The following is a 20,214-nucleotide window of genomic DNA, read 5'->3' as shown; positions in this document are numbered from 1 at the left end:
TCAGACGGTCGGCGAAACCCGCGCGTCCTCGCCACGACTGGCCCCCACGCCCCGTACCAGGCCCAGCTTCCCGGCCACCACGTAGAGCACGAACGCGAGGACCAGGGAGTTGATGCTGCCGAGCCCGACCTCGACGAACCTGCCCACCAGGGCCGCGACCAGCCAGATCACCAGCGTGGCCGGCACCCAGTCCGGGGCACGCTCCGGCACGCCGCCGCTCGCCCTGGCGGCCTCCAGGTCGCCCCGCCAGCGCCGGACGACGAAGTACTCGGCCACCATGATCCCGGCGATCGGCGGGAAGGCCACGCCGAGCACGGTCAGGAACTCGGTGAAGGCGTCCAGGATGCCGGCCGCGGCCAGCACGCTGCCCACCAGGCCGATGAGCGCGGTGGCCAGGCCACGGTGCACGCGCCTGCCGAAGACGGTGCCGACGAAGTTCACCAGGCCGAGGCCGGCGGAGTACAGGTTCCAGTCGTTGATCTTCACGGTGCCCGCGACGATCACCAGGATGCCGACCCAGCCCACCGACGAGGTGACGATGGTGGTGATCTCGCTGGTGCCGACGGCGTGCGCGAGCAGCACGCCGCCCATGCCGATGACGTACTCGCCGAGGGTGACGCCGACGACCGTCTGCTTGACCACGTCGGCGACGCTGCGGTTGAACCTGGTCATGTCCGGCGTGATGATCGAGCCCACGATGAACCCGCCCGCGACCAGCGTGGTGCCCTCCAGGAGGGTGAGCTGCGGCCCCGGCGGCGCGGAGGCGATCAGCGCGCCCACGTCGTGCCGGGACAACTCGCTCACGATCGACCAGCCGACCAGGATGAGGAACGCGGGCACGGTGACGTACGCGGTCCACGCCATCGAGCCGAAGCCCCACAACACGATCGAGGTGACCAGCACCCCGAACACCAGCGCCCAGCCCCACTCGGGCAGCCCGCCCACCAGCGCGGCCAGCCCCTGCGCGGAGACCGCCGACTGGATGCCGAACCAGCCGACCAGGCTGATGCCGATCGCCAGGCCGATCAGCGCGGACCCGGACCGGCCGAACCCCGTCCAGCGGGCCAGCATGGAGGTGGACAGCCCCTCCCGCATGCCGATCACGCCGACGAAGACGGCCACCACCTCCAGGATGACGGCGCCGAGGGTGAGGGCGAGGAACGCCTCCCAGAACCCCATCCCGAAGCCGAGCGTGGCGCCGAGCAGGAACTGGCTCAGCGCGGAGACCTGGCCGAACCGCTGCACGGCGACCGACCACCAGGAGTAGCGGGCGCTCTGGGGAACCCTGGTGAGGGCGTAATCGTCGACACCGACGGCCGAGGCCATGAAGAGCTCCTTCGCGCGGGGGTGTGATGTCTAGCCGCCCACCATATGCGCTGGTCAAGCGGTAGTCAGTGGTCATGTTCCACAGTGCTCACCACCCGGCCGTGCACTATGCACAATCCAGGCCCGCGCTTGGAATGAACGCGGGGCTCCGCGTGCTTGCAGGGGTGCAGTCGGATCAGAAAGAAGGCGTTTGGCATGTCAGCGCAGGCCACGGCGGCCCGGCTCATCGTGCAGGCCCTGGAGGCGGAAGGCGTCGAGTACGTCTTCGGCATCCCGGGCGAGGAGAACATCCATTTCGTGGACGCGCTCAGAGACTCCCCCATCCGTTACGTCCTGGTGCGTCACGAGCAGGGCGCGGCGTTCATGGCCGAGATCTACGGCAGGCTGACCGGCAAGGCGGGCGTGGCCTCGGCCACCCTCGGCCCCGGCGCGATCAACCTGCAACTCGGCGTGGCCGACGCCACCACCAACAGCACGCCCGTGGTGGCGATCACCGCCCAGGTCGGCCTCGATCGCATCTACAAGGAGTCCCACCAGGTGGTGGACCTGGTGTCGTTGTTCCGGCCGATCACCAAGTGGTCGGAGCTGGCGCCCGCGGCGCAGGCGCTGCCCGAGATGATCCGCAAGGCGTTCAAGACCGCCCAGACCGAGCGGCCGGGCGCGGTCTACCTGGCCATCCCCGAGGACGTCGAGTCCGCGCCGCTCCCCGACGGCCTGCGCCCGCTGCCGGTCAACGTGGTACGCCCCCAGGACCCCTCCCCCGCCCAGATCGCCCGCGCCGCCGACGTGCTGGCCACCGCCCGCAGGCCGATCGTGCTGGCCGGGCACGGCGCGACCCGCGCGGGGGCCTCGCAGGCGCTGGTGCGCTTCTCCGAGCGACTCGGGCTGCCGGTGGCGACCACGTTCAACGGCAAGGGCGTCTTCCCCGACGACCACCGGCACGCGCTGGGCGCGGTGGGGTTCATGCGGCACGACTACGTCAACTTCGGTTTCGACGAGGCCGACGTGCTGATCAGCGTCGGGTACGAGCTGCAGGAGTTCGACCCGGCCAAGGTCAACCCGCTGCGCGACAAGAAGATCATCCACATTCACCAGTTCCCCGCCGAGGTGGACGACCACTACCCGGTGGCGGTGGGGGTGCAGGGCGACATCTCGCGCTCGCTGCACGCACTGGCCGACAGCGTGCACCGGCGCTTCGAGATCAACGGCACCGGCGAGCGGATCCGCCGCATGGTGGCCGAGGAGCTGGCGCAGGGGCGTTCCGAGGACGGGTTCCCGCTGTCGCCGCGCCGGGTGGTGGCCGACATCCGCGAGGCCATGGGGCGCGAGGACATCGTGCTGGCCGACACGGGCGCGGTGAAGATGTGGATGGCGCGCATGTATCCGACGTACGAGCCGAACACGATGCTGGTCTCCAACGGGCTGTCGTCCATGGGGTTCTCGGTGCCGGGCGCGCTGGCCGCCAAGCTGGCGCGGCCCGGGCGGCGGGTGCTGGCGGCCACGGGCGACGGGGCGTTCCTGATGAACTCGCAGGAGCTGGAGACGGCCGTGCGCGAGCGCGTCCCGTTCGTGGTGCTGGTGTGGGTGGACGGCGCGTACGGGCTGATCGAGTGGAAGATGGACCTGGAGCTGGGCCGCGACTCCCATGTGGCCTTCGGCAACCCCGACTTCGTCAAGTACGCCGAGAGCTTCGGGGCGCGCGGATACCAGATCACCAGCGCCGAGGAGCTGCTGCCGACGTTGCGCAAGGCGCTGGCCGACGACGTGGTGTCGGTGATCGCGGTGCCCGTCGACTACGCGGCGAACCTGGAGCTGACCGACAAGCTGGGCGAACTGACCGGCCCCTTCTGACCCGGCCGGCCCCATCTGAGCCGACCGGCCCCATCTGAGCCGACCGCCCCTGACCTGCCAGGTCAGGGGCGGTACGTCGGCGAGCGGGCCGGTCAGCCTGCCAGGCGGGGCACGATGCCGGAGTTGTGGAGTCGTTCGCGGGCCGCCGCGATGGCCTTGTCCGTCGTGGCGAACACCTGCCCCGCCTCGTTGAGCCGGGCGACCACGCCGAGCGCCTCCAGCGGCTGATGGTGACCGTCGGGGATGCCCGACACGTACACCATGATTCCCCGCCCTTCGAGCCGTTCGATCGTGTCGCCCAGCACCTTCGCCCCGCTGGCGTCGATGGTGCTGACCCGGCTCATCCGCAGCACCACCACCGACACGTCGGTGAGCTGCGACAATTCCAGCAGGAACCGGTGCGCCGCCGCGAAGAACAGCGGCCCGTCCAGCCGGTAGGTGACGATGTGCTCGGCGAGCAGCGCGTGCTCGTCCTCGGTGTGCTCCGGCTGCAGGTCGTGGCGGAGCGGCTCCTGGTGGAAGCGTACGTTGCGGGCGATCGCCCGCAGGGCCAGCGCCCCGGCGACCACCAGTCCGACGATGACGGCCAGCACGGTGTCGAGCGTCAGCGTGGCCACGGCGGTCAGCACGAGCACCGCGGCGTCGCTCCTGGTGGAGCGGAACATGGCCAGCACCGAGCCGCGCTCCACCATCCGCACTGAGGTGGCCAGCAGCACCCCGGCCAGCGCGGCGAGCGGGATCTTGGAGACGAGCCCCGAGGCGCCGTAGACGATGCCGCCCAGGATCACGGCGTGGGCCAGCGCGGCCAGCCGGGACTGGGCGCCGGAGCGCACGTTGACGGCGGTGCGGACGGTGGCGCCGGTGCCGGGCATGCCGCCGAACAGCGGCGTGACGAGGTTGGCGATGCCCTGGCCGAACAGTTCCCTGTCGGGGTCGTGCCGGTGCCTGCCGGTCATGTTGTCGGCCACGGCGGCCGAGAGCAGCGACTCCAGCGACGCCAGCGCGGCCACCGCGATGGCCGGGGCGAGCAGGGACGGCAGCACGTCAGGATCCAGGAACGCCAGCGACGGCGTTGGCAACCCGGAGGGCACGTGGCCGATCCTGGCCAGCGGCAGCGCGGCCAGGTCGGCGACGATCGTGACGGCGGCCACGGCGACCAGCGCGAACGGCACGGTCGGCCACAGGCTCGCGGCCACCAGCAGCGCCGCGGCCACGGCGAGGGTGACGGACATGGCCCACCAGTGTGGCCTGGCCATGAAGTCGAGTACGGCGTGCCAGGCCACGACGGCGACCTTGTCGCTGGCGTGCGGCGGGACGCCGAGGGCGTGCGGGAACTGCTGCAGCCCGATCACGCAGGCCATGCCGACGGTGAACCCGGCCACCACGGGAGCGGGCACCAGGGCCATGTAGCGGCCGGCGCCCGCCAGGCCGAGCGCGACGAGCAGCACGCCGGCCAGCAGGCCGACGGTCAGCACGCCGCCCGCGCCGTGCGCGCTCATGATCGGCATGAGCATGACGGTCATGGCGCCGCTGGTGCCCGAGACCTGCAGCGCCGACCCGCCGAACAGCGCGGCGAGCGATCCGGCGACCACGGCCGTGGCCAGTCCGGACGCGGCTCCCAGGCCGGAGGAGATGCCGAACGCGAGCGCCAGCGGCAGCGCGACGATGGCCACCGTGAGCCCGGCCAGCAGGTCGGTGCGGGGTTGACGGCCCATGGCCGCCAGTGCGGCGCGTTCCGGCAGCACGGCCCGTAGGCGGCCCCAGCCCGCGCCGATCAGCGCGATCACGTTGTGTCGCCGATTGTGTTGATCCTGTGATCGCACATGCACATCAAAGGTCCGCCCACCATCACTCCCTCAACGTAAAGACAACCCCGCAATGTCCCAAATTGCATAAATTTGCAATTGGTGAAGAGGTTGTCAGGATATCAATTTCACCCCCTCTCACCTGGTTAAACTTCTCTCACAATGCGATGTTCGACCGGGCTTGAAACCCGGCCATTGTGTGAATGCGGGGTGGAATCCAACCGTCGAGTGACAACTCACGTTCCGGACAACATCGCGAATCCGAGCTCCGCCGCCCGTACCGCCTCGGGTTCGACCTGCGCCAGTGACCGCCCGTCGGCGAGCAGCCGCCAGTTGCGCCGGGCCAGCACCCGCTGCGTGGCCACCACCTGCGCCGCCAGCAGCCGGGCCGTCAGATCGTCCGCCCCCTCCGCCAGCGCCTCCGCCAGGGCCGCCTCGTCCTGGGCCATGTGCCGGTGCAGCCGCGTCAGGAGGCCGGGCGTGGCGAACACCATCCGGTGGTAGGCCACCACCTCGGGATCGTCATTGAGCCCGGTGACCGGGTCGCGCCGAGCCAGCCCGTCGAGGAAGTGCCGGCGCAGCGCCCCCACCGGCCCCTCCCCCGACTCCCGGCCGCGCACCACCCGCGCCGACTCGCCCAGGTGGTCGGCGATCCGGTGCAGGACGAGGTCCTCCTTGGTCGGGAAGTACTTGAACAACGTCGGCTTGGACACCCCGGCCGCCGCCGCGACCTCCGTCACCGGCACCTCATCGAAGCCCCGCGCCAGGAAGAGCGTGATGGCGGCCGTGGAGATGGCCTCGTGCACCCGCTGCCGCTGCAGCTCCCGGAGTCCTGTCATGAGCACACACTACCAAAGTGTTAACCTGGTCAATATCTTAACCGAGTTAACGCTTTGGAGGTGTGATGGGAACGCTCGACGAGGAGCGGGAGCACGTCGAACGCTGCCTGGCCGGCCTGCGCAGGATGCTGGACGGCGCGCGGAACAACGTCATCGTCGGCGAGACGGTGGCCGGCGACCGTTACAGCGCGGAACGGCTGGGCCGCCACCTCAAGAGCCTGGCCAAGGAGCTGAGCGAGGAGCCGGAGGGGCCACCGTTCTTCGGCCGGCTCGACTTCGGCCCGGACTCGGCCGAGCACCCCGGCCGCGCGTACCACATCGGCCGGCGGCGCATCACCGGCGAGCACGGCGCGCCGCCCGTGGTGATCGACTGGCGCGCGCCGGTCTCGCGGGCGTTCTACCGGGCCAGCGCCCGCGACCCGCAGGGCGTGGCCGTACGCCGCCGCTTCGGCTGGTCGGGCGGCACGCTCACCGGCTTCGAGGACGAGCGGCTCAGCCGGGGCGAGGAGGGCGAGAGCAAGATCCTGGCCGCCGAGATCGAACGTCCCCGCGTCGGCCCCATGCGCGACATCGTCGCCACCATCCAGCCCGAGCAGGACGACCTCGTACGCGCCGGCGTCGACACCTCGCTCTGCGTCCAGGGCGCGCCCGGCACCGGCAAGACGGCGGTCGGCCTGCACCGGGCCGCGTACCTGCTCTACGCCCACCGGCGGCGCTTCGAGCGCGCCGGCGTGCTGGTGCTCGGGCCCAACCGGGCCTTCCTCGGCTACATCTCCGCCGTGCTGCCCGCGCTCGGGGAGATGGACGTGGAGCAGACGACGCTGCGAAGACTGCTGGCCACCGTCCCCGTGACCGGGGCCGACGACGAGGCGACGGCCCTGGTCAAGCACGACGCGCGGATGGCTGAGGTGCTGCGCAGGGCCCTGTACGGGCGGATCGCCAAGCCGGTCGAGCCGGTCGCGGTGCCGGACGGCTCCTTCCGGTGGCGGGTGCACGAGGACGAGCTGCGCCGCTTCGTGGACGACGCCCGGCGCGAGTGCCTCCCCTACGCCACCGGCCGCGAACGCGTCAGGGCACGGGTCGTCGAAGCCGTCCGCCGCCAGGCCGAGGCCCGCGGGCAGACGGCGACCACGCCCTGGCTGCGCCGGATCGGCCGCGCCGTCACCGGGTGGCTCGACACGATCTGGCCGCCCGTCAAACCCCAGGAGGTCCTGTACGAACTGCTACGCGGGCCGTCGGACGGCCCGACTGCCGATGCGCTGCCGGACACCGGGCGCGCAGCTCCGACCGGCGGCAGGCTCCCGGGCGCCGGGCGCGACCCTGCTGCCGGTCTGCTGTCGGAGGCCGAGCGTGCGGCTCTTACCTGGGCCAGGCCGCCGCGCAGCGTCAAGAGCGCCAAGTGGTCGGCTGCCGACCTGGTGCTGCTCGACGAGCTCGCCGCCCTGATCGAGCGCCCGCGCGGCTACGGCCACGTGATCGTGGACGAGGCCCAGGACCTGTCGCCCATGGAGTGCCGGGCGGTGGCCAGGCGCAGCGAGCACGGGTCGCTGACCGTACTGGGCGACCTGGCGCAGGGCACCACGCCGTGGGCGGCCACGTCCTGGCCGGAGCGCATGGAACTGCTCGGCAAGCCGGACGGCGAGGTCATCGCGCTCACGACCGGCTTCCGGGTACCGGCGGCCGTGGTGCGGCTGGCCAACACGCTGCTGCCGGCGCTGGACGTGCGGGTGCCGGAGACCCGCTCGTACCGGTCGGACGGGCGGCTGCGCATGACGCCGGTGAGCGAGTTGCGCGCGGGCGTGGTGGCGGCGGCGCGCGAGGCGCTCGCGTTCGAGGGCTCGATCGGGGTGATCGCCGCCGACGCCGACGTGGAGGCGATCACCGCCGCGCTGTGGGACGCGGGCATGGACGTCGGCGGCCGGCTCGGCGTGGTGCCCGCCACGATGTGCAAGGGCCTGGAGTACGACCACGTCGTCGTGGCCGAGCCGGCCGCCATCGCCGGGGCGGAGCGGCGCGGGCTCAACCGCCTGTACGTCGCCCTGACCCGCGCCGTCTCCCGCCTCGACGTCGTGCACGCCCGCCCCCTCCCGCCCCAGCTCTCCCGCGCGGCGGACGCGGCCCGAGCCGCGCGGTGACGCCTGGCGCGGGAGGACGGGGGCGCGCGCTCGACAGGGCGCGGGACGGAGGTGTGTGATGGGGGTGCCCGGCCCGACAGGAGCCCTGCCGTGAACTCTTCACAGGACCCGCTCCCCGACGACGGCGACCGGCCGCCGCCCTCCTCCCTGCCGCCCTTCACCCCGCCCCACCGGCGGCCCCGGGCGACCGACCAGGTCCTGTCGATCACCGGGTTCGCCTGCGCCGCCGTGGCCGTGTTGTTCCTTCCGGTCCTGTTCGGCCTGGCGGGCGTCGCGCTGGGCGTCGCGGGCCACACCCGCGGCGAGCCCCTGGGCCGGTGGGCCGCGATCTGCGCGGGCGCGGCGACGCTCCTGGGCACGGTGTCCAGCATCCTGCTGAGCCCGAGGTGAGGCCGCCGCCCCCGTGACGGCGTGTACGCGGTCGTCCACGGGAATCGCTCCGTGAGATCCTTGGAGTGTGCTTTCGCCGATCGACATGCTGCGCGAGCAGATCACCACCCGGCTGTCCGCTTTCAAGCGCCGGCAGGTCCCGCCCGCCGGCGGGGTGCGCAGGGCCGGGGTCACCGTGTGCGTGCTGGAGGACGCGGGCCGCAACCCGTACGTGATCGTGATCAGACGGGCCGCCAGGGGCCGCAATCCCGGGCAGTGGGCGCTGCCCGGCGGGCGGGCCGACGACGGGGAGCAGCCCGCGCAGGCGGCGCTGCGGGAGCTGGCCGAGGAGACCGGCGTCACCGGGGTCGAGGTGGCCGGGCTGCTCGACGACTTCGTCACCGACTCGGGGTTCGTGATCACGCCGGTGGTGGCGTTCGGCGGCCGTCAGGAGCCGGTGCCGGATCCGCGTGAGGTGGCCTCGGTGCACGCGGTGCCGCTGGACCGCTTCCTGGCGCCCGGGGTGCCGCGCTGGCAGGGGGACCTGCTGCAGATGCCGCTGGGGCCGTCCATCGTGATCCACGCGCCGACGGGCGCGATTTTGTGGCAGTTCGCGGAGGTCGCGCTGCGGGGGCGCGAACAGCGGGTCTTCGACGTGGCGCAGCCGCACTGGACCAGGACCTGAGCACGTTCGCGGACGTTACGCGGGCTTGCCGGGGATCGCGTTCCCTTTCCCGGATGTTGGGGTGGTGGCGACGCCGCGAGTACCTGTCGGCCGCGTACGTGTGGTTAACTCAAGATTGCCGATGTGGTCTGTGTCCCCCGGGCCGCAAATTACCGCCTTCACGGAATACCGTTCGGCTGGAGCCGTGTTGTGCACCTCGCCGAGGAGGCGACCGCCACATCGGCCTAACAAGCTTTCCCAGGCGTCCTGCGACACCCGCGGGGCGCCTGCCTTATTGTTGGGTGGCTGCCCGCCCGATGATCAGGAGTGCTCGTTGTTGTACCAAGTGGTCAAGTTCGCCGCCGCGCCGCTCGCCCACGCGATGTGCCGGCCGCACATCTCCGGCGCGGTCCACGTTCCGCGCAGCGGTCCGGCGATCCTGGCCGCGAACCACTTGTCGATCCTCGACTCGTTCCTGCTGCCCGCGCTGCTGCCCAGGCATGTGACGTTCACCGCCAAGAACGAGTATTTCGACGGCAACCCGGTCTCCGGTTTCTTCATGCGGCTGGGCGGCAGCCTGCCGATCGACCGTGAGAGCGCGCACGCCGCGCAGGCCATGCTCGACGAGGCGGCGGCGCTGCTGGAGCGGGGCGAGTTGTTCGGCATCCACCCCGAGGGCACCCGCTCCCCCGACGGGCGGCTCTACCGCGGCAAGATCGGCGTGGCGTGGCTGGCGCTCAAGACCGGCGCGCCGGTTCTGCCCGTGGCGCTCAGCGGCACCGAGAAGGTGCTGCCGCCGGGGGCCAAGGTGCCGAGGCCGGCGCGGATCGGCATCGCGATCGGGGAGCCGATGCGGTTCACCGGCGACCACGCCAACGCGCGTGACCGGCGGCGGGTGACCGATGAGGTCATGGCGGCGATCCAGAAGCTGTCCGGGCAGGAGTACGTGCCCGCTTACGCCGCCAGCTACAAGGCGTCAAATGGTATGTCATGATTCGACGCCGCTAAGCTCGGACACTCGTCGTCGAGAAGCAGGGGGCTGACTCAGTGGCGCGTGGCCGTACCATTGCGATCGTTTCCGGTGTCACCGTGCTCGTGGTGGGGGCCGCGGCCGGTGGCGCGTACTACGTCCTGCACACGCGGGGCACCCCGGCCGAGACCGCGCGGCTCTTCGCCGCGGCCTGGCAGGCCGGCGACAAGGGCGGCATGACCGCCCAGCTCGCCGCGCCCAACCAGCTCGCCGCCTACGACCAGCAGCGCACCGCGCTCGCGGTCGAGTCGTCGGCGATCAAGCTGGGCCAGGTCACCGAGGGTGACGGCAAGGCCAGCGTGCCCTACACGGCCACGCTCAACCTGAAGAACATCGGCGAGTGGTCCTACGAGGGCAAGATCGACCTGATGGTGGCCGACCGCGCGTGGAAGGTGGACTGGAAGCCGTCCACGCTGCACCCGTCGCTGACGCAGGGGGCCGCCTTCTCGCTCAAGACCCGCTGGCCGCAGCGCGCCGAGATCACCGACGCCGACGGCGACCGCATCGACGACGGCTCGGGCGGCGGGTCCGTGCAGCAGCTCGTGGGATACCTGGACAAGGCGACCAAGAAGGACGTGGCCAAGCTGGGCACCTCCTACAAGGTCGGGCAGGCGGTCGGGCGCGGCGGGCTGCAGGAGACCTTCCAGGAGCGGCTGGCAGGCACGCCCGCGACCGAGATCCAGCTCGGCGGCAAGAAGCTGGAGACGATCGAGGGCACCGAGGGCAAGCCCGTGCAGACCACGATCGACCAGCAGGTGCAGGCCGCCGCGGTGACTGGGGTCAAGAACACGAAGAAGCCCACCTCCCTGGTGGCGATCAAGGCTTCCACGGGCGAGATCCTGTCCGTGGTCAACAACGTGGGCGGCTTCAACCGGGCGCTGGACGGCCGCTACCCGCCCGGCTCCACCTTCAAGGCGGTCACCGCGATCGGGCTGCTGGCGTCCGGGCTGTCGCCGCAGGACAAGGTGACCTGCCCGAAGAACGTCAACGTCGGCGGGCTGCCGATCCGCAACTCCGATGAGGAGTCGTTCGGGTCGATCTCGTTCCTGGACTCCTTCGCCCACTCGTGCAACACGACGTTCGCGCCGCTGGCCCACTCCAAGCTGGGCGCGGACAAGCTGCTCGACGCGGCCGAGGACGTCGGGTTCAACCAGCCGCTGAACATCGGGGTGCCGGCCACGAAGGCCAGCTTCCCCAAGGCCACCTCCGACGCCGAGCTGGCCGCGGAGTCGTTCGGGCAGGCCAAGATCACCGCCAGCCCGCTGTCGATGGCCTCGGTCGCCGCCGCCATCGCCGACGGCACGTGGCGTCCGCCGACGCTGGTGCCCTCGATCAAGCAGAAGGCCGCCGAGCGGGAGCTGCCCGAAGGTGTGAAGTCCGAGTTGCACTCGATGATGTCGGCCGTGGTGACCAAGGGCACCGCCAAGTCGGCGGGGCTGCCGGCGGGCACGCACGGCAAGACCGGGACGGCCGAGTTCGGCACGGGTGAGAAGCTCGAGTCGCATGCCTGGTTCATGGGGTTCAAGGATGATGTCGCCTTCGCCGTGGTCGTCGAGGGTGGCGGCGGCGGTGGCGCGGTCGCCGCTCCGGTCGCGGCCACGTTCCTCAAGAACCTCTGAGGCTTCCTGCTGATATCCCTCCCCGGCGGGGGTGCACCCACGAGCGGTTCATCGGTCGAAGCGGCGGGGCGGGCGGCCCGTGACGCGTTCGACGGTGTCGGTGACGCGGTTCTCCGCGCCGCCTCGGATGTCGTCGTCGAGCGCGGCCAGCATCTCGGCGTACTCCCTGGGCAGGCCACGCTCGGCGAAGTGCGCGGCGAGCTCACCGGCCTCGACGGCCCGGTGGCGCACGGGGCGGCCGGTCCGGCGGGTGAGGATCGCGGCGACGTCGTCGTAGGTCAGCGCTTCCGGCCCGGTCAGTACGTGGTCGGTGTTGTGGGCGGGCTCGTCGGTCAGCGCGTGCGCGGCGACGGCGGCGATGTCCAGCGCGTCGATGAAGGCCACGCGGCCGTTCCCGGTCGCGGACAGGAGCTCCCCCTCCCGCACGCGCACGGCCAGGGAGTGGCCGGTGAAGTTCTGCGTGAACCATGACGGCCGCAGCACCGCCCACTCGGGCATCGCCGTACGGACGAGCCGGTGCACCTCCCCGAACCCGGGCGCGCCCTCCGGCACGGCGGACGAGCTGAGCTGTACGACGCGCCGCACCCCCTGGCGGACGGCCTCTTCGAGGAACGGCTCGACCAGCGGGGCGGGATCCAGCTCCCCGACGGGGCCGACGAGGTAGACGGCCGACACCCCGCGTAACGCGGGCGCGTGGGTGGCCCGGTCCGCCCAGTCGAAGCGCACGTGCGGGTCCGGGGTGCGGCTGGCCGTTCTGACGGGCACGCCGCGCTCACGCAGGAACGTGGCCACGCGCGACCCGGTGGTGCCGGTCGCGCCGAGGACGAGCACCTCACTCATGACCACCACCGGACTCATGGGCGAAGGCCGCGTTCAGTTCCTGCGCGCCGCCCATCATCTCGGCCGCCGCCAGCGGGTTCCAGTAGTCGCGGTAGTGATGGATCTCGCCGTCGCGCACGGTCAGCACGGCGATGTAGCGCATCCGGTACGGCCGCCCCGTGGCCACCACCCGGCCCGCGGCCTCGAACTCGGCGACCACCACCTCGGGATCGACGGTCCTGTGCACGGTCTGCTCGGTGAACTCCCGGATGTCCAGCAGGTCGGGGTAGCCGCGCATGTACGCGGTGATCGCGGTCCGCCCTTCCACCCGCGGCGGATAGCCGGGCGGCGCGAAAGGGAACTCGATCACCCCGTCCTCGGCAAACAGCCCGGCGAAGGCGGCCATGTCCTTGGCGAGCAGGAGTTCCAGGGCGCGATCGATCAGCTCAGGAGGGTTCATCAGGGGCTCTCCTCACGTTTGGACGGTACGGTGCCGTCCCATCCACAATCTAGCACGGGACGGGACCGTACCGTCCAATCGCTACACTCTTCGCATGACTCCTCGCACCCCGACCGGCGCAGCCGTACTGAAACCGTCCGTCACTCGGGCCATCACGCAGGCCGTGCTCGACGAGTGGTCAGAGCAGGGTTACGGGCGGCTGTCCATGGAGGCGGTGGCCAAGCGGGCCGGGGTGGGCAAGAGCGCGTTGTACCGCCGCTGGCCGTCCAAGCAGGAGATGGCGATGTCGGTGATCTCCGAGCTGATGGTGGCCGCGGCCGCCGCCCCGGACACCGGCTCACTGCGAGGCGACCTGCGAGCGACCCTCGGCACGTTGATGGAATGGCTGACCCATCCCCATTTCTCCAGGATCCTGCCCGATCTGGTGGCCGAGTCGGCGCGCAACTCCGAGCTGGCCCGGGTCAGTGAGGCCATGATCGGGGCGCCGCGGCGTGAGCGCGGCAGGGTGGTGTTCGAGCGGGCGATCGAGCGGGGCGAGATGCCGGCGGACATCGATCTGGAGCTGGTGCTCGATCTGGTGGCGGCGCCGATCTACTGGCGACTCACCGTGCGGGGGGTGGAGTCGGGGCCGGGCTACCTCGACGGCCTCACCGACCTGCTGATGCGGACGCTTTCCGGGTCGCGGGGCTGAGCCCCGAGCGAAGTCGGGCCAGGGAACCGGCCGCCGGCTCGCGGGTGCCCGGCGGGGGCGGTCCGACTTGCGGCGGGCCGGGTTGTTCGTGGCGGTGGCCGGTTCGGTACGTTCGCTGGTAGGAACCGGCGCCCGCGCGGCGCATGTCACACACTGCGAGGACCATCACCGATGAGCCGTCAGCACACCTACGAGACGGTCGTGACCTGGACAGGGAACCGCGGCACCGGCACCAGCAGCTACCGCGACTACGGCCGCGAGCACGACCTGTCCGCCGAGGGCCCGCCGGTCATTCCGGGCACCGCCGACCCCGCCTTCCGCGGCGACCCCGCCCGGTGGAACCCCGAGCAGCTGCTGGTCGGCTCGCTCTCCCAGTGCCACATGCTGTGGTTCCTGCACAAGTGCGCCATGGCCAAGGTCGTCGTCACCGCGTACTCGGACACCGCGACCGGCACCATGGCCGAGACCGCGGACGGCGGGCACTTCACCGAGGTGGTGCTGCGACCCGCGGTCACCGTGGCCGAGCCGGAGATGATGGAGACCGCCATGGAGCTGCACGAAGCCGCCCACAAGTCGTGCTTCATCGCCGCCTCGGTCAACTTCCCGGTCCGCCACGAACCGACCGTCCGCACCGCCGACTGACCGACGCACCACCTGACCGACCCACCACCTGACCGACCACGCTCGGGGGGCCGACCACGCTCGGGGGGTCGACCACGCTCAGGGGGTCGACCGAGCGACCGCGACGCCGACTGACCGGTCACGCTTCGACCGGCCGTCCGCGCGGCTACGTTCCCTCGCTTGGCCCGGCGGGCGTGGCGACGTAGTCGAGGCCGAGCTTGGGGGCGATCTCCCGCAGGCAGTCCTCGAACACCGGCTCCAGGTCGGAGTAGAAGAAGTCGAGCTGGTTCAGCATCTCCATGCAGAGCAGCCCGTCCAGCCTGATCCAGCACGACAGGAAGACGTGGATCGCCTCCACCGGCAGACCCACTCCGGCGGAGGCCGCGTACGCCGCCAGTTGTTCCCTGATGGACGGATCCAGCTCCTCCGGCGCGGGCACCGGGAACGGGCGGCTCTCCCACAGCTCGGTGACCTCCTCCAGGAAGACCTGCTCGAAGTCGCTTCCCGCCAGCTCGCGCGCCGACCCGGGCTGCCGGTCCGCGGTGATCGGGCTGGCGAAGACCCACCTGTACTCCGCCGGATTCGCGATGGCCCAGCGCCGCATCGCCCGGCACGCCGCCATCAGGCGCGGGCCGTGCTCTCCCCTCGGGTACGCATCGCGCGCCGACTCCAGCACCTGGATCAGCTCGCGGAAGAAGTCGGCGGTCACCGCCCCGACCAGTTCCTCGTGGCCGCTGAAGTAGTGGTAGAGGGCCGGCCCGCTCATCCCCATCTCCCTGGCCACCGCGTTGATCGTGACAGCCTGCGGCCCCTGCTCGATCAGCAGCCTGCGTGCCGCCGCGCGGATCTCCGCCAGCGTCGTCTGCCGTACTCGCTCACGTCTGCTGACGCCCTGCGCGGCCATGCCTCACCTTCCTTCGTGAACCTCCATTGACATCCTAGGGCATCTATGTTTCCTTAATGACTCTAAGCAAATCTACTGCTCTTAAGGAGTAGCGATGGCTCGCAATCCCCTGGCGGGAGCGTTCGCCAAATACACGATGGAGGCGCGGGTCTCGGACGCCGAGCTGGTCACGCCCACCATGCGGCGCATCCGGCTGGCGACCGAGACCCCGATCGGCTTTCCGTACCGGCCCGGCCAGCACATCAGGGTCCAGATCAACGATCCGCTGTCGATCTCCGGGATCCTGCGCCCGGCGGACACGCTGCGGACGTACACGATCTGGGACCTCGCCCCGGACCGGCGGGCGCTGGAACTGCGGGCTCACCTGTACGACGGGGACGGCATCGGGCTGCGCTGGGCGCGGGAGGCGGCTCGCGGGGACGCGGTGACGTTCTGGTGGCCCCAGGGCGACTTCTTCACCAGGGACGACACTCCTTTCCACCTGTTCGCTGGGGACGAGACGGCCAGCGCGGCATTCGGGCCGATGCTGCGCGCGCTCGGCGCGGACACGCGGGTGCACGGGGTGCTGGAGAGCGAGTCGGCCGAGCACGACCTGCCCATGCCCGGCCCGCACGAACTGCGCCGCGTCCACCGCCGCGGCGAACCGGCCACCTCGTCCAAGATCCTCCTCGCCGCGGTGGCCGGGCTGGATCTGCCGAGCAACGGCGGCACCGCCTACCTGGCCGGGGAGGCGCGAACGTGCCAAATGATCCGCGACTACCTCGTACGGGAGCGCAACTGGCCCCGCAAGTCGATCAAAGTCAAGCCATTCTGGGCACCCGGCAAACGCGGCCTGCACTGAAACCCAGCGGGCCACGGCTTGACGGCTGACCGCACAAGGGGACGCACGAGACAGGCCACGACGGGGCGCACCACGCTCTCTTGGGGTGGGCCGGCACACACACGCAAGGCGCGCCCGAAAGGACGGAACGCGAGACGGCGCCACCCAACACGGCACCACGCGTGACGGGCGCGACACGGAGGGTCGATGGGCGCCGGAAATGGCCGACGTCGGTGGCGGAAGAGGAGCGGGGCGGGGCTTAGAAGGCGGTGGAGAGGGCCAGGGCTGCGGCGGCCTCGTTGCGGAGGACCATGATCAGCAGCGTGGCCACCAGCGTGGCGATGAGCAGCCAGCTGATCAGAATGATGACCGTCGAACGGCGTGGCCGGCGTCTGGGACCTGGCTGCCCCGTCGACCTCTCCTCGCTGCGACGAACCCGCTCGTTGAACGACTCGAGCCGTGCGACGAGTCGCGGATCGTCGTCGACGAGGTGCTGTTCGATCTGTGCCAGCATCCGCTCCTCGTCCTGCGACCAGGCCATAGGTGCACCTCCCGAACGCAAGCTCTGTGGCAGCTATCTGCCCAACCCTGAAGATCATTAGCCCCTTGCTTACCAGCTAATTGCAACCTCTTTTCGGTTTGCGATCAAGACCGAACTCTTGTTCTAATCATGGGATGCGCTGGGACAACCTCCGCCTGGCCGGGGCCGGCCGGGACGATCCGGCCGTGCCGCTCTTCGCTCGCGGCGCGGTGACCCGAACCTTCGACACGCCCGAATTCAAGGGGATGACCTTCTACGAAATTCGCGCCAAATCCATCATCAACCGGGTTCCCGGAGCGAGCCGGGTCCCGTTTGAATACACGATCAACCCCTACCGGGGCTGCGGCCATCGGTGTATTTACTGTTTTGCCCGAAAAACGCACGAATATCTAGATTTGGATGCCGGTGCGGACTTCGACTCGAAGATCGTCGTCAAGATCAACGCCGCCGAACTGGCCCGCAAGGAGCTCGCCGGGGCCCGCTGGGGCGGCCACCACGTGGCCATGGGCACCAACGTCGACTGCTACCAGCGCGCGGAGGGCCGCTACAAGCTGATGCGCGGCATCCTTTCCGCGCTGCGCGACGCCGCCAACCCGTTCTCGATCCTCACCAAGGGCACCCTGATCCTTCGCGACCTCGACCTGCTGACCGAGGCCGCCGACGTGACGGAGGTGAGCGCCAACGTCTCGGTCGGCTTCGTCGATCCGGACATCTGGCGCGGCGTCGAACCCGGCACCCCCAATCCCGCCCGCCGCCTCGAAACGTGCGCGACCCTCAACGACAACGGCATCGCCTGCGGCGTCCTGATGGCACCCGTCCTGCCCTACCTCACCGACTCCCCCGCCCAGCTCGCCCGTACGGTCAAGGAGATCGCCGACTCCGGCGCCACGCACATCGCCCCGATAGTGCTGCACCTGAGACCCGGCGCCCGCGAGTGGTGGCTCAACTGGCTCTCCCGCGAGCATCCCCGCCTGGTGCCGCGCTATCTGGAGCTGTACGGCCGGGGCGCCTACGCGCCGAAGTCGTACCAGCAACGGGTGACCGGCCTGGTCAAGGAGCTCGCAGAGCGGCACGGAGTCGGCCGCGCCACCCCCGCCATGGCCCGCCGCCTCCCACCCCGCCCCGCCGACCCCTCCCCCGCCCCGGACCCCGACCCCGAACAACTCCGCCTCCTCTGAGCCGCCCACCCGGCAGGAGCCGCCCCCGCAAATCAGCCCCCTCGGAAGGGGTCGCCCTCACAAACGGCCACCCCCGGAGGGGCCGCCCTCGAAGAGGAGTCACCTCCGGAAGGGGTCACCCTCAGAAAAGACGCAGCCCCGAAAGGGTCACCCTCGGAAGGAGGCAGCCCCGGAAAACCGTTGGCCCTCGCGTGGTGCTCGGTGGCATCATGACCGGGCACTGTCAGAACACGATCAAGGAGCATGGGATGCGGCGCCGCCTCGGAATCTCCCAGCGCAGCATTGGCACCCGAGTTTCCCGAGGGCTCCTTGATCAAGCACATCCTGAACATCGGCATCCTCGCGCACGTGGACGCCGGCAAGACCAGCCTCACTGAGCGGCTGCTGTTCGAGACCGGCGTCATCGACCGGCTGGGCAGCGTCGATGAAGGCAGCACCCAGACCGACAGCGGCGAGATCGAACGCCGCCGCGGCATCACCATCCGCTCGGCCGTCGCCTCCTTCACCCTGGGCGACCTGCGCGTGAACCTGGTGGACACGCCGGGCCACGCCGACTTCGTGGCCGAGGTCGAGCGGGCACTCGCCGTACTCGACGGCGCCGTGCTGGTGTTGTCGGCGGTCGAGGGCGTGCAGCCGCACACCAGAGTCCTGATGAAGACCCTGCGCAGGCTGCGCATACCGACCCTGATCTTCGTCAACAAGATCGATCGTGCGGGCGCGCGTGAGCATGACCTGCTCGGCGACATCCGGCGCCGGTTGTCGCCGGACTGCATCCCCCTGAACACCGTGCGCGGCATCGGCGGCCCCGCGGCCGTCACCCGCCCGGTCGCCACCCCGTACGAGACGGCCGCGGCGCTGGCCGAGCACGACGACGAGCTGCTGGAGCTGCTGGTCGAGGACAGGGCGCCCGATCCGGCGACGGTACGTGCGGCGCTGGCGCGGCAGTGCGGTGACGCGGTGGCGTATCCGGTGTTGTTCGGCTCGGCGGTGACCGGCCAGGGAGTGGCCGAACTGCTCGACGCCGTCAGCACGCTGCTGCCCGCCGTCCCCCGGACCGCCCCCCGTGATAGCGGGGACGGGGACGCTGCGCGGGGGTTCGTGTTCGCGATCGAACGTGCCCCCTCAGGCGAGAAGGTGGCGTACGTGCGGATTCGTGCCGGTGTGTTGCGGGCACGGGAGCCCGTCACCTTCCATCGCGGCGGCGGTGGCGGTGGCGGCGGTGGCGGCGGTGGATGGCACGCCTATGACGGTCGCCTGACCGCGCTGTCCGTCGTCGGCGATCGCGGGCAGCGGGAGGCCGTTGCCGGGGACATCGTCAAGGTGTGGGGTGTGCCGGAGATCCGGGTCGGCGATCACGTGGGCGAGCCGGCGCAGTCCGTGGGACAGACCCATTTCACCCCGCCCGGCCTCGAGACCGTCGTGACCCCTCGCGTACCGGGTCAGGAGCCCCGCCTGCACGCCGCCCTGCTCGCCCTCGCCGAGCAGGACCCGCTGATCGGCACCCGTACGCTGGCCGGCGGCGACACCTCCGTCCTGCTGTACGGCGAGGTGCAGAAGGAGGTCATCGGCGAGACCCTGGCCAGGGACTTCGGCGTGGAGGCGGACTTCGAGCCGAGCCGCCCCGTCTACTTCGAGCGTCCGGCGGGCACCGGGGAGGCGGTCGAGGAGATCCAGCGCCAGGGTCGCAACGAGTTCATGGCCACCGTCGGCCTGCGCGTGGAGCCCGCTCCCCGGGGGTCGGGCGTCGGTTACCGGCTGGAGGTGGACCTGGGGTCGTTGCCGCTGGCCTTCCACCGGGCGATCGAGGACAGCGTCCACCTGGCCCTGGGCGAGGGGCCGCACGGCTGGCCGGTGACCGACGTCCTGGTGACACTGACCAAAACGGGTTACTCCGCGCCCGCCTCGGTCGCGGCCGACTTCCGTGGGCGTACGCCGATCGTGCTGGCCCAGGCGCTGCGCCGGGCGGGGACGATCGTGCACGAGCCGTGCCATCGCTTCGAGGCGGAGGTGCCGCTGGAGACGTTCGGGCCGGTCACGGCGCAGTTGGCGGGGCTCGGCGGCGAACTGCGGGACACGCTCAGGCGAGACGATGTGTGGGTGTTGTCGGGCGAGATCCCGGCGGCGGCGGTGCACGAGGTCGAGCGGCGGCTGCCCGGCCTGTCGCACGGCGAAGGAGTGTGGTGGTCCGAACCCGCGGGCGACCGGGCGCGCAGGTGACCGGACCCGCGGATGGCAGACGGGAAAAGGTCTGCCGTACGACCTCCGACGCCCCGGCCAAGGATGCTCTGGAGCCGACCGGTCGCCCATAAGAGCCCGAACACCCACCGTAAGGTGATATGTCGGTTTTCGCCGTTTGATGGGTAGTAACTGCCTTGGTGCACCAATACGGGGCATCTCGTCCGTACGGGGGGAAATCCAATGGCAGACGCGAAGAAGAAATCTGCGTCCAAGTCCGGCAAGTCCAAGAAGACGGCCATCAAGAACAACAGGCAGGCCAAGACGACGAAGAGGGAAAGCCGGAAGACGCCCGACGAGAGCTGAC

Annotated in this window: 19 protein-coding genes; 12 read left to right on the top strand and 7 right to left on the bottom strand. The window is 70.8% G+C overall.

What is annotated here, in order from left to right:
• Nucleotides 1-1,326, bottom strand: a complete 1,326-nt coding sequence (locus AB0I81_RS36405; protein ID WP_360666419.1) for a cytosine permease — start codon at nt 1,324-1,326, stop codon at nt 1-3.
• Nucleotides 1,327-1,521: 195 nt separating this feature from the next.
• Here AB0I81_RS36405 and AB0I81_RS36400 point away from each other — a divergent pair, with 195 nt between their 5' ends.
• A complete protein-coding gene (locus tag AB0I81_RS36400; RefSeq protein WP_360666416.1) occupies nt 1,522-3,177 on the top strand; it encodes an acetolactate synthase large subunit in 1,656 nt (551 codons plus the stop codon).
• A gap of 92 nt (nt 3,178-3,269) precedes the next feature.
• On the opposite strand, the gene AB0I81_RS36395 is transcribed toward AB0I81_RS36400, so the two are convergent.
• Together AB0I81_RS36395 and AB0I81_RS36390 are read right to left on the bottom strand one after the other, a co-directional pair.
• On the bottom strand, nt 3,270-4,892 hold the full coding sequence (locus tag AB0I81_RS36395; protein ID WP_360666853.1) for a SulP family inorganic anion transporter: 1,623 nt from the start codon (nt 4,890-4,892) through the stop codon (nt 3,270-3,272).
• A gap of 326 nt (nt 4,893-5,218) precedes the next feature.
• Nucleotides 5,219-5,821 carry a TetR family transcriptional regulator gene (locus AB0I81_RS36390; protein ID WP_360666414.1) on the bottom strand — a complete coding sequence of 201 codons (603 nt, stop codon included), beginning with the start codon at nt 5,819-5,821 and terminating at the stop codon, nt 5,219-5,221.
• Nucleotides 5,822-5,886: 65 nt separating this feature from the next.
• On the opposite strand from AB0I81_RS36390, the gene AB0I81_RS36385 reads away from it, so the two are divergent.
• From AB0I81_RS36385 to AB0I81_RS36365, 5 genes are all read left to right on the top strand, one after another.
• A complete protein-coding gene (locus tag AB0I81_RS36385; protein WP_360666411.1) occupies nt 5,887-7,956 on the top strand; it encodes an ATP-binding domain-containing protein in 2,070 nt (689 codons plus the stop codon).
• Between the two features lie 90 nt (nt 7,957-8,046).
• Complete coding sequence (locus AB0I81_RS36380) at nt 8,047-8,346, top strand: hypothetical protein (protein ID WP_360666408.1); 300 nt, start codon at nt 8,047-8,049, stop codon at nt 8,344-8,346.
• 67 nt (nt 8,347-8,413) lie between these two features.
• Nucleotides 8,414-9,010, top strand: a complete 597-nt coding sequence (locus tag AB0I81_RS36375; RefSeq protein WP_360666405.1) for a CoA pyrophosphatase — start codon at nt 8,414-8,416, stop codon at nt 9,008-9,010.
• A gap of 313 nt (nt 9,011-9,323) precedes the next feature.
• Nucleotides 9,324-9,983, top strand: a complete 660-nt coding sequence (locus AB0I81_RS36370; RefSeq protein WP_360666402.1) for a lysophospholipid acyltransferase family protein — start codon at nt 9,324-9,326, stop codon at nt 9,981-9,983.
• 95 nt (nt 9,984-10,078) lie between these two features.
• Complete coding sequence (locus AB0I81_RS36365) at nt 10,079-11,638, top strand: penicillin-binding transpeptidase domain-containing protein (protein WP_360666400.1); 1,560 nt, start codon at nt 10,079-10,081, stop codon at nt 11,636-11,638.
• A 48-nt stretch (nt 11,639-11,686) separates the two neighbouring features.
• On the opposite strand, the gene AB0I81_RS36360 is transcribed toward AB0I81_RS36365, so the two are convergent.
• Together AB0I81_RS36360 and AB0I81_RS36355 are read right to left on the bottom strand one after the other, a co-directional pair.
• Entirely contained in the window at nt 11,687-12,478 is a 792-nt protein-coding gene (locus AB0I81_RS36360) for an NAD(P)H-binding protein (RefSeq protein ID WP_360666397.1), read from the bottom strand.
• Complete coding sequence (locus tag AB0I81_RS36355; protein ID WP_360666394.1) at nt 12,471-12,917, bottom strand: nuclear transport factor 2 family protein; 447 nt, start codon at nt 12,915-12,917, stop codon at nt 12,471-12,473. Before AB0I81_RS36355 ends, AB0I81_RS36360 begins: the two co-directional genes overlap by 8 nt.
• Nucleotides 12,918-13,011: 94 nt before the next feature.
• Here AB0I81_RS36355 and AB0I81_RS36350 point away from each other — a divergent pair, with 94 nt between their 5' ends.
• Nucleotides 13,012-13,608 carry a TetR/AcrR family transcriptional regulator gene (locus tag AB0I81_RS36350; RefSeq protein ID WP_360666392.1) on the top strand — a complete coding sequence of 199 codons (597 nt, stop codon included), beginning with the start codon at nt 13,012-13,014 and terminating at the stop codon, nt 13,606-13,608.
• A 171-nt stretch (nt 13,609-13,779) separates the two neighbouring features.
• On the top strand, nt 13,780-14,250 hold the full coding sequence (locus AB0I81_RS36345; RefSeq protein ID WP_360666389.1) for an OsmC family protein: 471 nt from the start codon (nt 13,780-13,782) through the stop codon (nt 14,248-14,250).
• 145 nt (nt 14,251-14,395) lie between these two features.
• Here AB0I81_RS36345 and AB0I81_RS36340 read toward each other — a convergent pair whose 3' ends face one another.
• Entirely contained in the window at nt 14,396-15,133 is a 738-nt protein-coding gene (locus tag AB0I81_RS36340; protein WP_360666386.1) for a TetR/AcrR family transcriptional regulator, read from the bottom strand.
• A 94-nt stretch (nt 15,134-15,227) separates the two neighbouring features.
• Between AB0I81_RS36340 and AB0I81_RS36335 the strand changes: the two genes are divergently transcribed.
• Nucleotides 15,228-15,974: a siderophore-interacting protein gene (locus tag AB0I81_RS36335; protein ID WP_360666383.1), complete on the top strand. Its 747-nt coding sequence runs from the start codon at nt 15,228-15,230 to the stop codon at nt 15,972-15,974.
• A 238-nt stretch (nt 15,975-16,212) separates the two neighbouring features.
• Here AB0I81_RS36335 and AB0I81_RS36330 read toward each other — a convergent pair whose 3' ends face one another.
• Nucleotides 16,213-16,494, bottom strand: a complete 282-nt coding sequence (locus AB0I81_RS36330) for a DUF3040 domain-containing protein (RefSeq protein WP_360666381.1) — start codon at nt 16,492-16,494, stop codon at nt 16,213-16,215.
• Between the two features lie 134 nt (nt 16,495-16,628).
• Between AB0I81_RS36330 and AB0I81_RS36325 the strand changes: the two genes are divergently transcribed.
• The 3 genes from AB0I81_RS36325 to AB0I81_RS36315 all read left to right on the top strand — a co-directional run bounded on the left by AB0I81_RS36325 (nt 16,629) and on the right by AB0I81_RS36315 (nt 20,213).
• Entirely contained in the window at nt 16,629-17,672 is a 1,044-nt protein-coding gene (locus AB0I81_RS36325; protein ID WP_360666378.1) for an Rv2578c family radical SAM protein, read from the top strand.
• A 309-nt stretch (nt 17,673-17,981) separates the two neighbouring features.
• The gene (locus AB0I81_RS36320) at nt 17,982-19,889 is read left to right on the top strand and encodes a translation factor GTPase family protein (protein ID WP_360666375.1); all 1,908 of its coding nucleotides are present in this window, start codon (nt 17,982-17,984) and stop codon (nt 19,887-19,889) included.
• A 201-nt stretch (nt 19,890-20,090) separates the two neighbouring features.
• Nucleotides 20,091-20,213, top strand: a complete 123-nt coding sequence (locus tag AB0I81_RS36315; protein ID WP_360666373.1) for a hypothetical protein — start codon at nt 20,091-20,093, stop codon at nt 20,211-20,213.
• Nucleotide 20,214 lies beyond the last annotated feature (1 nt).

It is taken from the genome of Nonomuraea sp. NPDC050404, from assembly GCF_040655495.1.
Lineage (GTDB): Bacteria > Actinomycetota > Actinomycetes > Streptosporangiales > Streptosporangiaceae > Nonomuraea.
Note: the sequence above shows the minus strand (reverse complement) of the source record. Positions and strands in the feature narration are given on the sequence as shown.

What these genes read in the sequence shown, in the direction of transcription:
- AB0I81_RS36405 (WP_360666419.1), bottom strand. Translation starts at nt 1,326, where the DNA reads ATGGCCTCGGCCGTCGGTGTCGACGATTACGCCCTCACCAGGGTTCCC.
- AB0I81_RS36400 (WP_360666416.1), top strand. Translation starts at nt 1,522, where the DNA reads ATGTCAGCGCAGGCCACGGCGGCCCGGCTCATCGTGCAGGCCCTGGAG.
- AB0I81_RS36395 (WP_360666853.1), bottom strand. Translation starts at nt 4,892, where the DNA reads ATGGGCCGTCAACCCCGCACCGACCTGCTGGCCGGGCTCACGGTGGCC.
- AB0I81_RS36390 (WP_360666414.1), bottom strand. Translation starts at nt 5,821, where the DNA reads ATGACAGGACTCCGGGAGCTGCAGCGGCAGCGGGTGCACGAGGCCATC.
- AB0I81_RS36385 (WP_360666411.1), top strand. Translation starts at nt 5,887, where the DNA reads ATGGGAACGCTCGACGAGGAGCGGGAGCACGTCGAACGCTGCCTGGCC.
- AB0I81_RS36360 (WP_360666397.1), bottom strand. Translation starts at nt 12,478, where the DNA reads ATGAGTGAGGTGCTCGTCCTCGGCGCGACCGGCACCACCGGGTCGCGC.
- AB0I81_RS36355 (WP_360666394.1), bottom strand. Translation starts at nt 12,917, where the DNA reads ATGAACCCTCCTGAGCTGATCGATCGCGCCCTGGAACTCCTGCTCGCC.
- AB0I81_RS36350 (WP_360666392.1), top strand. Translation starts at nt 13,012, where the DNA reads ATGACTCCTCGCACCCCGACCGGCGCAGCCGTACTGAAACCGTCCGTC.
- AB0I81_RS36345 (WP_360666389.1), top strand. Translation starts at nt 13,780, where the DNA reads ATGAGCCGTCAGCACACCTACGAGACGGTCGTGACCTGGACAGGGAAC.
- AB0I81_RS36340 (WP_360666386.1), bottom strand. Translation starts at nt 15,133, where the DNA reads ATGGCCGCGCAGGGCGTCAGCAGACGTGAGCGAGTACGGCAGACGACG.
- AB0I81_RS36335 (WP_360666383.1), top strand. Translation starts at nt 15,228, where the DNA reads ATGGCTCGCAATCCCCTGGCGGGAGCGTTCGCCAAATACACGATGGAG.
- AB0I81_RS36330 (WP_360666381.1), bottom strand. Translation starts at nt 16,494, where the DNA reads ATGGCCTGGTCGCAGGACGAGGAGCGGATGCTGGCACAGATCGAACAG.
- AB0I81_RS36325 (WP_360666378.1), top strand. Translation starts at nt 16,629, where the DNA reads ATGCGCTGGGACAACCTCCGCCTGGCCGGGGCCGGCCGGGACGATCCG.
- AB0I81_RS36315 (WP_360666373.1), top strand. Translation starts at nt 20,091, where the DNA reads ATGGCAGACGCGAAGAAGAAATCTGCGTCCAAGTCCGGCAAGTCCAAG.